Source organism: Nostoc sp., assembly GCF_054880495.1.
In genome coordinates this window covers 1-12,329 of sequence record NZ_JBTYKD010000089.1, presented here as the reverse complement: position 1 = coordinate 12,329, position 12,329 = coordinate 1, and the positions used below count along the sequence as shown (strand labels likewise).

General features: G+C 41.8%; 11 protein-coding genes and 1 pseudogene. 7 read left to right on the top strand and 5 right to left on the bottom strand.

Annotation, left to right across the window (positions count from 1 at the left end; translation table 11 throughout):
* Positions 1-272 precede the first annotated feature (272 nt).
* The gene (locus ACYTXL_RS10070) at positions 273-1,697 is read right to left on the bottom strand and encodes a sensor histidine kinase (protein WP_461924607.1); all 1,425 of its coding nucleotides are present in this window, start codon (positions 1,695-1,697) and stop codon (positions 273-275) included.
* A gap of 998 nt (positions 1,698-2,695) precedes the next feature.
* Between ACYTXL_RS10070 and ACYTXL_RS10065 the strand changes: the two genes are divergently transcribed.
* From ACYTXL_RS10065 to ACYTXL_RS10055, 3 genes are all read left to right on the top strand, one after another.
* Positions 2,696-2,947 (top strand): hypothetical protein, encoded by a 252-nt coding sequence (locus ACYTXL_RS10065; RefSeq protein WP_461924606.1) that lies wholly within the window; start codon positions 2,696-2,698, stop codon positions 2,945-2,947.
* Between the two features lie 192 nt (positions 2,948-3,139).
* Positions 3,140-5,320, top strand: coding sequence for a polyphosphate kinase 1 (ppk1, locus tag ACYTXL_RS10060; protein WP_461924605.1), 2,181 nt, complete (start codon positions 3,140-3,142; stop codon positions 5,318-5,320).
* 190 nt (positions 5,321-5,510) lie between these two features.
* Positions 5,511-5,927 carry a response regulator gene (locus ACYTXL_RS10055; protein ID WP_461924604.1) on the top strand — a complete coding sequence of 139 codons (417 nt, stop codon included), beginning with the start codon at positions 5,511-5,513 and terminating at the stop codon, positions 5,925-5,927.
* A gap of 130 nt (positions 5,928-6,057) precedes the next feature.
* On the opposite strand, the gene ACYTXL_RS10050 is transcribed toward ACYTXL_RS10055, so the two are convergent.
* On the bottom strand, positions 6,058-6,231 hold the full coding sequence (locus ACYTXL_RS10050; RefSeq protein ID WP_229463280.1) for a hypothetical protein: 174 nt from the start codon (positions 6,229-6,231) through the stop codon (positions 6,058-6,060).
* 379 nt (positions 6,232-6,610) lie between these two features.
* On the opposite strand from ACYTXL_RS10050, the gene ACYTXL_RS10045 reads away from it, so the two are divergent.
* Positions 6,611-7,180, top strand: coding sequence for a DUF2854 domain-containing protein (locus tag ACYTXL_RS10045; RefSeq protein WP_461924603.1), 570 nt, complete (start codon positions 6,611-6,613; stop codon positions 7,178-7,180).
* Positions 7,181-7,283: 103 nt separating this feature from the next.
* Positions 7,284-7,904, top strand: coding sequence for a hypothetical protein (locus ACYTXL_RS10040; RefSeq protein WP_461924602.1), 621 nt, complete (start codon positions 7,284-7,286; stop codon positions 7,902-7,904).
* 105 nt (positions 7,905-8,009) lie between these two features.
* Here ACYTXL_RS10040 and ACYTXL_RS10035 read toward each other — a convergent pair whose 3' ends face one another.
* Positions 8,010-8,270, bottom strand: coding sequence for a CRR7 family NDH-1 assembly protein (locus ACYTXL_RS10035; protein ID WP_461924601.1), 261 nt, complete (start codon positions 8,268-8,270; stop codon positions 8,010-8,012).
* An 81-nt stretch (positions 8,271-8,351) separates the two neighbouring features.
* Positions 8,352-8,516 (bottom strand): annotated as a pseudogene (locus tag ACYTXL_RS10030) (RNA-guided endonuclease InsQ/TnpB family protein); the annotation flags it as partial.
* A 386-nt stretch (positions 8,517-8,902) separates the two neighbouring features.
* On the opposite strand from ACYTXL_RS10030, the gene ACYTXL_RS10025 reads away from it, so the two are divergent.
* A complete protein-coding gene (locus ACYTXL_RS10025; protein ID WP_461924600.1) occupies positions 8,903-9,103 on the top strand; it encodes a hypothetical protein in 201 nt (66 codons plus the stop codon).
* Complete coding sequence (locus ACYTXL_RS10020) at positions 9,091-10,116, top strand: GGDEF domain-containing response regulator (protein WP_461924599.1); 1,026 nt, start codon at positions 9,091-9,093, stop codon at positions 10,114-10,116. The genes ACYTXL_RS10025 and ACYTXL_RS10020 overlap by 13 nt, the downstream gene beginning before the upstream one ends.
* Positions 10,117-10,168: 52 nt before the next feature.
* Here ACYTXL_RS10020 and ACYTXL_RS10015 read toward each other — a convergent pair whose 3' ends face one another.
* Positions 10,169-11,374, bottom strand: coding sequence for a histidine kinase (locus ACYTXL_RS10015; protein ID WP_461924598.1), 1,206 nt, complete (start codon positions 11,372-11,374; stop codon positions 10,169-10,171).
* Positions 11,375-12,329: the final 955 nt, after the last annotated feature.

Below are 12,329 nucleotides of genomic sequence, written 5' to 3'. Positions count from 1 at the left end.
AAATAAGTGGGTCAAATTAAATATAAAACCTTACTCTGCCTCCGGCTTCCCTCTCCTTACTAAGGAGAGGGAAGCCGGAGGCAGAGGTTTTATCTTATATTTAATTGTGCCTTCCTACTTAAATTAAATTATGGTGTTCAATTTTTCATTAGATCTCTTGCAAAAGTCCCTAACACCCCACTAGAAAATAAATTTCCTGTTTAATAGTTAAAGTTTGCTTGAGTGGACTGAAATATTACATCTATCAAAGGAAACAAATATTTCTTACCCAATTAAGACTCAAGATTTATTGGTAAAATCACAATAAATGTGGTGCCAAAACCTTGGATACTTTCAACTTGAATATGACCCTGATGATGTTCGACAATAGCTTGAGCGATCGCTAATCCCAATCCTGAACCAGTAGCGATCGCTGTTGCTGTATTCCCAGTTGTATGAGTACGTGCTGGATCTACCCGATAAAAGCGATCAAATAAGCGTGGTAGTGCTGACGCTGGAATTCCAACTCCGGTATCACTAACTTTAACTTGCAATTGGGCGCTGGTGTAGCGTAGTCCAGAAACCCGATTTATTCCCTCTATCCGCGCCAATTCCACTTTTACCCGTCCACCTGCTGGACTGTAATGCAAAGCGTTAGCAATTAAATTTGTGAACAGCCGCACCAGTTGATCCCAATTGCCCACAAGGGTAAACCAATTTTCCAGTAATTCCGGGCTAGTTTCCGATGCGGGAGGATCAACTAAGTCTAAAGAAAGGGCGATTTCTTTTTCAGGGACTAACAATTGTTGTTCTCCAACCACCTCCATCAGCAAAGCGTCCATCGGACAAGCTGAAAAAGTATCTTTGCTAATACCACTATCCTGCCGTGCTAAAAACAATAAGTCATTGACTAACTTACCCAAACGCTGCGTTAACCGTTCCACCACCTTTAACTGTTGCCGATACTGCAAAGAAGTAGTCGCTGCTTCTGTTAAATCCAAGTCAGCAAGGGCAACTTGCACATTTGTTTGAATCAAAGTAATCGGACTTCTAAGTTCGTGAGAAGCATCAGCAGTAAATTGTTTGAGGCGTTGATAAGACTCATCTACGGGTTCCATCGCTTTACCCGAAAGAAACCAGCCACTTGCGCCGACAGAAAGCACCATTAACCCAATACCTAGCGCCAAATCAAAAATTAACTGGCGACTGGGTTTAGTGACTTCAAACCAGGGATGACTAACACGCAGATATCCTAATACTTGCCGTCCCACTTCTACGCGTTGTGTGACTTGGCGTAATAACAGTGGCGAATTTTGAATTTTGAATTTTGAATTTTCACTCTCTGCCTTGATTACGCGCACAGTTTCACCAGTTGGGTTGGCATGAATGGGAATATTTAAAGGTTCGGATAAAGTTGACCAAAGTAACTTACCAGTCGGACTAAACCACTCTAGGTCAATGTGGTCATCTTCTACAGTGCCGGTATTGTCACGAAAACTAGCTTCTACATTAATGCGGAATCGATCAGCATGGTTGTTGATTGGCTCAATCACCAAAGATCGCTCGACTATTTCCACTACATGGTTAAGGGTATCATCAATCCGCTCAATTAGGGTATTACGAACGTATAAATAAACGCCACTGGCAAACAGTAATAGTAATACAGCAGTGACGGCAGTGTACCAAATTGCCAGACGGCGGCGAGTAGCCTGAAACATATTTTTTCCCTCCACTTTCCTCCACTTTCTTGATTGAATATCCCTAAATTAAGTATTTATACGACTAAACATTAGCTAAATTTTTGAGTTTTGGTGGTTTTGCTGAGGTGTAATTTTTGGTCAAGAATTATAGTTGTGGCGAAGTAGATTTTCTTGACACTCTTTTATTATTTACAGCCAGGATACAAAAGCTGGTTTTCTTTATCTATCTAAACCTCATCTAAGTTGAGAACCGTAGTTTTCGCCCTCACCCTAAATCCCTCTCCCAGATATGGGAGAGGGACTTTGAAATTCTGGCTCCCCTTCTCCCAAATCTGGGAGAAGAGGTTGGGGATGAGGGCAAATCCTCTTGATCACAGAAGAACTACAGGTTTCAAGATAGACGTGGTTTTGAGTGCATTAGACGTAGGTTGGGTGGAGCGGAGCGCAACCCAACATATATCAGGATGTTGGGTTACGCAAAGCCTCCACCCAACCTACAATTTTTTTGCTGAAAGGCTATCCAATACCCAAATATTTCTTAACATTTGCCAGAACGATGTCTGACGACAAGCCGCTTTGCGTCTACGCTCTGGTTTTCTCTAAATCTTATATGTTCGTGGTTCATTGTGACATAAGTAAGTAGGTGAGAATAAATCAAAGTAGATTAAGTAATGTAAAAAATCTTGATATGAGTTCGTAGTGTTCGCGTAGCGTCTCGTAGAGAGGGCTACCCTGCGGGAACGCTTCGCCAACAGCCCTCAAATTAGGACTAAAGTCCTTACATACAAACCTTGAATTATTCACGCCGCTCTACTTACTCCCCGCGCCGCCTCTTCGAGGACGGCGGGGGGTTGCTGTCGGAAATAGCTCAATAAAAACCTAATTTTAGCGAGAAGACTAAGAGCTAATTTGTCAAGTATATCTTAAACTTCAATGCTCAATACCCTTTACCTAGTTATAAAAGTGGCACTTTAATTCGTATTGGTACAGAAGCTACTGTTTTTCTCAGAGGCGTATTGCTAGACGCAAACGGAGAACCTGTTGCATTTCAAGCGGCGCAAGTAAAGTCACTTTCCGATCCAAATTGGCAGCCGGTTACTTTGTTTACTAACAAAGTGGGTAAGTTTGCCTTGCAAGGTTTTAAGCCTGGTAAGTACGAACTCCAGATGAATAACAATCAACAGAATGTCATCCGCTTCGAGATTCCTCCTAAACAAACTGGAATCTACGATATTGGTACTCTTAAAATCCCTGTTCGTGTGAAATAGACTGATTTTTGATAATCTCACAAGACAAGTTATTGCTATCTCGCGTGCCGACTAGCTGATTATCCCTCAGAACTAACTGCTAAGAACTTTCATGGAGCGATCGCCTGAACATTCCGCTCAAGCCCCATTTAACTTTACTATGTTTATTGTCCCCCAGTTCAATGGGCTACATCTGCCTGCCCTTAGGTCATTATGGCAAAATCTAAAAAAAGCGCTACTCCCACCAATCTCAGCGATCCACAATATTATCTTAACCGAGAGTTAAGCTGGTTAGAATTTAATGCCAGGGTGTTACATGAAGCCTGTGACGATCGCACGCCCCTTCTGGAACGCCTGAAGTTTTTGGGAATATTCAACTCTAATTTGGATGAGTTTTTCATGGTGCGCGTTGCTGGTTTAAAGCAACAAGTAGAGGCGAAAGTTACCCTGTTAACTCCCGATGGGCGAACACCACAACAACAGTTAGACGATATTAGGTCTACTCTCACTCCTCATGTAAAGAAACAGCACCAACATTTTGAGCAAGTACTTCGTCCTCTACTAGTAAATCATGGCATCCATATTCTGGATTACATAGATTTGAATCAAAAACAACGGACTCATCTCAACAGTTATTTTGAGGAACAAGTCTTTCCAGTTTTAACTCCTCTGGCTGTCGATCCTAGTCATCCCTTTCCTTTTATTTCTAATCTCAGTCTAAATCTGGCTGTTGTGGTCAAAAACCCAGACACAGAAGAAGAATTTTTTGCCAGAGTCAAAGTCCCCAGTGTTCTCCCCCGATTTTTACCGATACCGCCGGAGTTGGGAGATCAGAAAAACGACAAACCTGCTAACTGGACTGGTGTACCTTTAGAACAAGCGATCGCTCATAACTTGGAATCTCTATTTCCAGGGATGAACATTCAAGAATATCATCCATTCCGCATTACCCGTGACGCTGATTTGGTCTTAGAAGAAGATGAAGCAGATGATTTGTTATTAGCCATCGAACAAGAACTGCGAAAACGGCGGCTAGGTGGGAGTCCAGTCCGGCTAGAAATTCAGTCCCAGACTCCTGAAATAGTGCGATCGCGATTATTGCATGATTTGGAATTAACCGAAGGTGATCTTTACGAAGTAGACGGTCTTTTGGGCTTGCGGGATTTGATGTATTTTATGTCCTTGCCATTGCCAGAACTCAAAGATCCACCACGCCAATCCGTTGTACCATTACGCCTGCAAAGACTCAGGGAACCGAGTTTAGATCCAAATATCCTGGAGACGGACGAAGGAAAAGACTTTTTTGCTGTGATTCGGGAAAAGGATTTGCTAGTACACCATCCCTATCAATCCTTTTCGGCTACAGTGGTGCGCTTTATTACCCACGCTGCCTACGATCCGAATGTCTTAGCCATCAAGATGACCCTTTACCGCACTTCTGGGGACTCGCCCATCGTCAACGCCTTAATTGCTGCCGCCGAAAATGGCAAACAAGTATCTGTACTGGTGGAATTAAAGGCGCGATTTGACGAGGAGAATAATATTTACTGGGCAAAACGACTAGAAAGAGTTGGAGTTCATGTTGTCTATGGTTTAGTGGGGCTGAAAACCCACAGTAAAACCGTCATGGTAGTACGCCGGGAAAAAGACCGCATACGTCGCTACGTGCATATTGGCACTGGTAACTATAACCCCAAAACGGCACGGCTGTATACAGATTTGGGATTGTTCAGTTGCCGTGAAGAATTGGGTGCTGACATCACAGACTTATTTAATTTTTTAACCGGATACTCCCTGCAAAAGTCTTATCGAGAGTTGCTAGTTGCACCTGTAAATATGCGCGATCGCTTTTTGGCACTAATTCACCGCGAAATCGAAAATGTTCAAAATGGATTTTCTGGACGCATTGTTGCCAAAATGAATGCCCTAGTCGATCCAGAAATTATCGCCACTTTATATGAAGCTTCCCGCGCCGGAGTACAAATCGACTTAATTATCAGGGGCGTTTGTTGTTTACGCCCAGGACTCAAAGACATTAGTGAAAACATTCACATCATCAGCATTATCGGTCGCTTTTTAGAACACTCTCGCATTTTTTATTTTCATAACAACACACAGGAAGAAATCTATATCGGCAGTGCCGACTGGATGCGCCGCAACCTAGATCGCCGAGTGGAAGTAATTACCCCAGTGAAAGACCCTGATATTGCAAAAGATTTGCAAGAAATTATGGGAATTATGCTCGCAGATAATCGCCAAGCGTGGGAATTACAAGCCGATGGCACTTACATTCAACGGCATCCCTATGATGATTCTCCCGAAGCTAATTCACAAAAAATTCTCATGAATATGGCATTACGTTCAACTGGTGTAGCCTCAAACCTGATTGATTAAAAAATAAGTTACTTCTACCTTGACAACTAGCTCAACTTAGTTTTTTTAGAAAACTTTAATTTTTTGAGAAGTTATCTAAGTTATTTGTCATGGGTTTACACAACTTATTCAACCAGAGGATAGAGTCAGTGCTGGCACTTATTCCCATAAACTAGAGGGGTTATTCTGAATAATTTCGTCTTTGCGCTCAATGTTAATGTTATCCTGTGAGCTTTATACCTTGCGTGTTCTAGTAGTTGATGACCACGAACTGACTCGTTTAACCTTACAATTGGTTTTTTCTTGCCAAGAAAATATGCAAGTAGTAGGTTTAGCCAGTAATGGTGAAGAAGCTATAGAAATGGTTAAACGTTGCCATCCTGACGTAATTGTTCTAGATTTACAAATGCCAGTTATGGATGGCTGGAGTGCGTCTAGTCACATTAAAGCTATATCTCCGAACACCCAAATCCTTGCTTACTCCTCAGTGGAAGACGTAAATTTTCCGGGGACAAAGGCAATGTCTAGCTTTGATAACGTTTGCAAGAAAGATGTACCTACAAGTGAACTTATTGCCTTAGTTAGGCAGTTAGGTCAGCATGCAGGAGATGCTTCAGTTGCAGGATAATTAATACAGCTATGTTGCGATCGCCAACTCCGGCTTAATTAAATTCTGGGCATTAGAGGAGATGATAGTAGTGAGGAGCGTCGGTATAGCCTGAAGTTGACGGTTAGACCGACGCAGTTTTTGATAATTTCTACTCTACCGGAATGGTGCGTCTAAATTCATCAATTAATTCATCCAGTTCTTCCAAAGCCTGATTTACGTCAACTCTCAAAGTTCCCAGATTTGGTTGCTCAAGTAGGCTTAACAAGTACTCGCGTTTACTTTGAACTGCGACAATTCGTTCTTTTATAGTCTGTATATCCATTATTTTTTTCCCATCTTTAACTACCTTTAAGTTTAAAGTTAACTCAAAATCCAACATTCTGGGGCACTAAGTACAGAACACCACAAAAAGGGTATGGAATTCAATCATTTTTAGGTTGGTAGAACAAAGTGAAACCCAACATCAAGTCTGAATATTTCCGAACCCCTTTTACGGTGACGTGTACTAAGTAGCTCAACCTAATTAAACATCAAAGGCTCAGGAGATAAATCCCCGACTTTTTAAAGAAGTCAGAGGTCTAAGTATTTTGTATATTTATACCATATACTTACTGACTTAAGTTAATACTCTTCCCTAATTTGTTAGTCATAGCCGATGATAAGAAAACTGAGGTATTAATAATTTATACTAATTTAAACTCATGCTACGCCAAATCTCTTTGGGAACACTCGGTTTAACTATCGGCGGCATATTAACCATCATTGGCTTCGTCGCCTATGCTGCTAATAATGCCACACTCAATCTTGTCGGATTTTTTTACGGCATTCCTCTATTGTTGGGAGGGCTAGCGCTGAAAGCCAATGAACTTAAGCCAGTACCATTTAGCCAAACTACGTCACCGTCAGCATTGATACTGCGCCAGCAGCAAGCAACTGATACTCAAAATAAAATTCGCAAAGACATCACCCGATATCGCTACGGTCAAGATGCTCATTTAGATACAACACTTTCTTTTCTGGGTTTGAGTCCCACAGACCAGGAACGGCCAATAGTCACAGCGTTGCGAGAAACAGAAGTTAATGGAAGCTATGCCCTAATTTTAGAATTTGATTCACCGCTAATACCAATTGATGTATGGCAAAAAAAGCAGGAAAAAATGACCAACTATTTTGGACCTGGATTGGAGATTGAAATAACGCAGCTATCTGAAAATACAATTGAACTAGCACTGATCAATACTGAAAAAGAGTTAATAGTCAATAGTCAATAATATCATTAGCTCTGAAACCGTGTGGAAAAGGGGTTTTTTCTTTTTCCCCTTGTCCTATAGAGGTCATAATATCTCCGATGTGGTTCGTAGGCGAGAAAAAAGTATGAGCAAATATCGAATTTTAAAATCTGAGCAAAGTTATACTTTTAGTCAATACTTTTTGTTGCCCAACCCAACAATAGAAATAGTGGCTGAGTTTGACTACAGCTACGATCGCACAGAGCTAGAATTACCAAGATACTTTGCTGAACTGAGCTATTTAGAATTTTTACAAAATTATTTGCAGCGTAGTATAAAGCTTTTTAACCCAATCGCTGAGATATCAATACGGGAATTTTTAATCGCACCTATTCTTGCTGAAATATGCGCTCAGACAAAGGCTCAACTATATAGTGAGTATCCGATTAATGTCAACGAAAAACTCAAAGGCACTTTAGATTATTACTTACATAAATCCAACTCCCTATTGGTGATTGAAGCAAAACAATCAGATATCAGAAGAGGGTTTACACAGCTAGCAGTAGAATTAATCGCTCTTGATCAGTCGCTAGACCATGAAAAAACTATTTTATATGGAGCAGTTACCAATGGAGATGACTGGAAATTTGGTACTCTTGATAGAGAAGATAAGCGGGTTGCAGAAGATATTAAACTTTACCGTGTTCCTGAAGGTTTAGAAGATTTGGTACGAGTGCTTGTAGGCATCCTTTCATCTGAGAGTTAGAGGCGATGCATACAGTGGTAAACTACGCATTGCTATAAGTTCTCTAACAGACTTTTAAGGAATCGTCGAATTTACACATTTTCTTATTAACTACTTACCAAAAACTTACTTTTCCAAACGAACTGCATACCACTGCAAATATTGCCCAGGAGCAATATCTAATTCGCAACTGGTGTCGATTAAATATTGTGCTTGCGCTTCCACTGTATCAAACTTTTGCAAGTCCGGCGGCAAATCTGGAATTATGAGTTTTTGGAGAGTTGTTTTAAGCTTTTCTAATAACTCTGATGGTGTCATAAATTGTTCGGATTTATTTGTTTCTAGAACAACAAAGTGATCTTGCTGATACATTAATGAGTCTGGCATTTTCAAGGTTTAGTGAAGGTAAATAGGTTTTAATTTATTTTTTGACATACTCCCCCGTTTAGAAAACGGGGGATTCTGAGGTCAAACAGCAATTGCAGGCACTGCCCGACTTACATTACTTAGCTCAACAGTCGATGCCCCGACTGCAAGAATTATTTTAGCGGCGTTATCATCACGACCATTCACGGACTGACATGATGGACAACGCCACTCACTGACCGATAAATCCAGAGTTTCTAAAATGTGTCTAGGGTAACACCTGTCGTACCCTTCGGGAAGCAAGCTATGCGTAGCGTCTCGTAAAGAAGGGTCGAAGTAGCGCTCACGCCGAAGTCTTGCCTAACCCTACCAGCATCTTAGCAAGATGCTCCCACTACTTTTATAAAACTATGGTTCTCAGAATAGATGTGGTTTAGCTGTATTCTGAGCGCACTTTGGCAATTGCTTTGCCCTGTCTGACTAGGTTTCCAAACTAAGTCCAAAACTCAATAATCAAGGTCTGCATTTACAATTTTCAAAAAAATCGCAATTTCACTTTAATAATGGGGAAATATAAAAGTAAGATTTCCTCAGATCACCATAGGCGAACAAAAAGGTAACAATTGCCTTCGTGTTCCAATTATAGATTGTCTATGCAACTTAGTTATCTACCCCTTGCTTGGCTCAGTAACATTGAGCAGTCTATTGTCAAAAAACAGTTGATTGCCAAGCCATACACACCTTTATCGCAAATCCGGGCATTGACGAAAAGAGCGATCGCCCCCATACGATTGAGTTGCACAGCCTTTTTCAAGATAGTCCCTCAAGTGGAAGCCAACTCATGTCAGGCATAAGCTCATCTTCTGCTTCTCCCCTAAAACCACTGATTCTAGTGGCTGATGATGACAAGACCAGCCGAGTATTGCTACGTAAAATTATGGAAGAAGAAAAATATCGAGTGGTCGCGGTCAATGATGGTAAGCAATGTTTAGATGCTTACCAGACTATTAAACCGGATATAGTTTTGCTAGATGCTGTAATGCCTGTGATGGATGGCTTTACCTGCTGTCACCAGTTGCGCGAGATTGCCAGGAATCAGAGAAGATCAGCCGTTGCAACCTTTGATACTGACTCGCGCCTTAATAATATTGTGATCTCCCAGATGTGGGAACGCACTCCCATATTGATAATCACATCCTTGGACGATGAGGAATCCGTAAACCGTGCTTTTGAAGTAGGGGCGACTGATTACGTCACTAAGCCAGTTAACTTCGCTGTATTGCGCCATCGGTTAAGCCGACTGGTACAGGAAGCGCAACTTTACAAACACTTAGAGGCAGTAACCCAATCTTTGCAGCATCTCGCCAATGTAGATGGCTTAACTGAGTTGGCAAATCGTCGCCGCTTTGACGATTATCTCAATAATCAGTGGATTGATCTCATACAAAAGGAATCTCCCTTGTCAATGATTTTGTGTGATATCGACTTTTTTAAATTTTATAATGATAAATATGGCCATCCTGCTGGAGATATCTCTTTACAAAAGGTGGGTGCTCTCTTAAGCCTTAAGGCCCAAAAACATCAGGATTTAGTAGCGCGTTATGGTGGCGAAGAATTTGCTGTGATTATGCCATACACCCCTGCATTTGGCGCAGTTCACGTTGCCGCAGCGATACAAGCAGGAATCAAAGATTTGCAAATTGTTCATGAGGGTTCGCCGGTGAGTCAGTATCTCACCCTCAGTATGGGCATTGCGACTGTTGTCCCGACTTGGGAATCCTCACCTTCAGATTTGATTGTGCTGGCAGATAAGGCACTCTACCAAGCAAAGAACGGGGGGCGCGATCGCTTTATCTCAAGTTCGTAATTGTCATTTGTCATTAGTCATTGTTCATTGGTCATTTGTGAATGCCCAATACCTAAGAAGGATAAACTGGGAGTGTGAAGTGGAACCATGCTCCGTTATTGGGGGCAGAGTCCACCCAAATTTGACCATAATGTGCCAGGATGATCCGTTGGCATAAACAAAGACCAATGCCGTAACCTTCTGTACCTTCATCCCGTTGCAGGCGGAAGTGGTTTTCAAAGATGCGATCGCGATTCTCTACAGGAATACCAGGCCCAGTATCGCCAATAGTAAACTGAACTTTTTGGGTAGTGCGGTGCAATCCGGCAACGCTAATCTTGCCACATTCTGGGGTGTATTTGATGGCATTATCCAACAGATTTACTAACACTTGGCGGATGCGTTCTGGGTCAGCATATACATCAGGTAAGTCATTGGGAATATCTGTTTCTACTTTTTGGGATTTGGCGGTGTAGCGATCTCCGAATTCTTCCAGTACATCTAAGCAAAGTTGACCTAGCTGGACTTTTTGTGGTACAATACGAAACTCTATATCTTTGCCACAACCTACCTGCAAAAGATCGGCAATCATCCGCTCAATAATCTTAGTTTGATTCCGGGCTTGTTTTAATAAATGTGCCGTAATAGATGGTTTGAGGCGTTGGAATTCCCCTGTGTCTAAATTGTAGTTAGATTGGAGAGTTTCTATGGCGATCGCGGCAGCAGTTAACGGATTACGAAGATCGTGTGCCAGCATCGCAATCACCCGATCTTTAAAATGTAGCTGCTCTTGGAGGTGATCTTTTTCCTGTTTCAAGCTAAAAATTTCGTCTGAGAGTCGGATTAGTTCGGCAGAAACAGCCACTGAACCGATTGTGGATTTGGGTAATGTCGTCCTAGCATTATCATCTAGACGTTCCTGGAACTCTGACTGTAATTTTAAGTAGGCGTCTACAGCAGCTTGCCAGCGAGGCCACCAGTTTTTCAATTGCGCTATGATATTACTCCCAGCTAAAATCTGTCGTGGTTCAGGATGGATCTTGATTAAAGCTGGCGTTGCGATCAATTTAAAGTGTTCAGCTAAGTAAGGTTGTTGCCCAATATCGATAATTTGAAGTTCAAAACTATACTCAGCCTGCAATTCTTTTAAATAAGCACGTATTCGCTGCACATGTTGTCGGGACTTGGGTCGTCCATCGACAAACAATAACAGCTGGAGTGGAGCTTCAGAATAAATAGGCTGATCCTGGGAAACTTGCATGTAATCGTGTTTCAGCACTCGTAACAACCCGGTGACGCTTTACAGAAAGTAAAATGGACTGACGGTTGTCGATGGTCGTTGTTTTTTCTTCAATTTAATATCTATTTTAGATTTTGATACTCTGATCAGAGCCGCGTTTTTGACATCAGACATATCTTTTTGCTGCCTTTTGCCCCTTTCTTTTTGGCTAACTTCATCTCCAAAAAACACCCTTGCCCTGAATCCAAATTTTCGCCAGAGCTAGCAGGTGAAAGGTCTAATGTTATGTAACATCGGCTAGTGCAGCACCATGTCAATTCGAGTTCTAGCTTTGAACAAGCGATGCCTACGGCGGGCAAAGCCTACGCCCAAGCAAACGCAAATTGGATCTAATCTATCGGGGAGCTGTTAACTAGAGTGTTTTCTCAACCGCCAGTGCATTCGATGAAGTGTCTTTTTTGCCTCTACCCAATCATTGGTAGGATTGGGAAAACAGCCATAGCTAACAGATACTAGGGAAACTGCTGCGACACTTGATTGCTTTGTATATAACCCCAGTCGCCAAGAATAACGAACTTACGCTAAGTTCCTGGAATTGCTTAAAACTGGCATTTTCCAGCTATTGCCTTACTCAGCTTACCATCGTCAGATGAATAATATCCAGAACCGATTGTCAGCCAGCGTTAGCAAACTTGATCTATTCCCCTCCTTGGATGAGGCTAAGGGGGGCTTTAGTCCTAGTCTATCACCTCAGTTGCTTGGCGTAGGCTTTGCCTAACCCAACATCCTGATATATGTTAGGTTGCGCTCCGCTCCACCCAACCTACGTCTAGGTCTAATGCACTATTTTAGCCTAGAGGGTCCACTACGTGCATTTCAAAAATCAAATACTAGTCCTAATAGTAGTCTGCCACATTAATTTTGCTCAGTTCCTAGTGGTGGCTCTAACCTTGATCTAAGAAATAAATCCCAAAATCGCAAAACTCATATCTAG

What these genes read in the sequence shown, in the direction of transcription:
- ACYTXL_RS10070 (WP_461924607.1), bottom strand. Translation starts at nt 1,697, where the DNA reads ATGTTTCAGGCTACTCGCCGCCGTCTGGCAATTTGGTACACTGCCGTC.
- ACYTXL_RS10035 (WP_461924601.1), bottom strand. Translation starts at nt 8,270, where the DNA reads ATGCCAGACTCATTAATGTATCAGCAAGATCACTTTGTTGTTCTAGAA.
- ppk1 (WP_461924605.1), top strand. Translation starts at nt 3,140, where the DNA reads ATGGCAAAATCTAAAAAAAGCGCTACTCCCACCAATCTCAGCGATCCA.
- ACYTXL_RS10025 (WP_461924600.1), top strand. Translation starts at nt 8,903, where the DNA reads ATGCAACTTAGTTATCTACCCCTTGCTTGGCTCAGTAACATTGAGCAG.
- ACYTXL_RS10050 (WP_229463280.1), bottom strand. Translation starts at nt 6,231, where the DNA reads ATGGATATACAGACTATAAAAGAACGAATTGTCGCAGTTCAAAGTAAA.
- ACYTXL_RS10040 (WP_461924602.1), top strand. Translation starts at nt 7,284, where the DNA reads ATGAGCAAATATCGAATTTTAAAATCTGAGCAAAGTTATACTTTTAGT.
- ACYTXL_RS10045 (WP_461924603.1), top strand. Translation starts at nt 6,611, where the DNA reads ATGCTACGCCAAATCTCTTTGGGAACACTCGGTTTAACTATCGGCGGC.
- ACYTXL_RS10055 (WP_461924604.1), top strand. Translation starts at nt 5,511, where the DNA reads ATGTTAATGTTATCCTGTGAGCTTTATACCTTGCGTGTTCTAGTAGTT.
- ACYTXL_RS10020 (WP_461924599.1), top strand. Translation starts at nt 9,091, where the DNA reads ATGTCAGGCATAAGCTCATCTTCTGCTTCTCCCCTAAAACCACTGATT.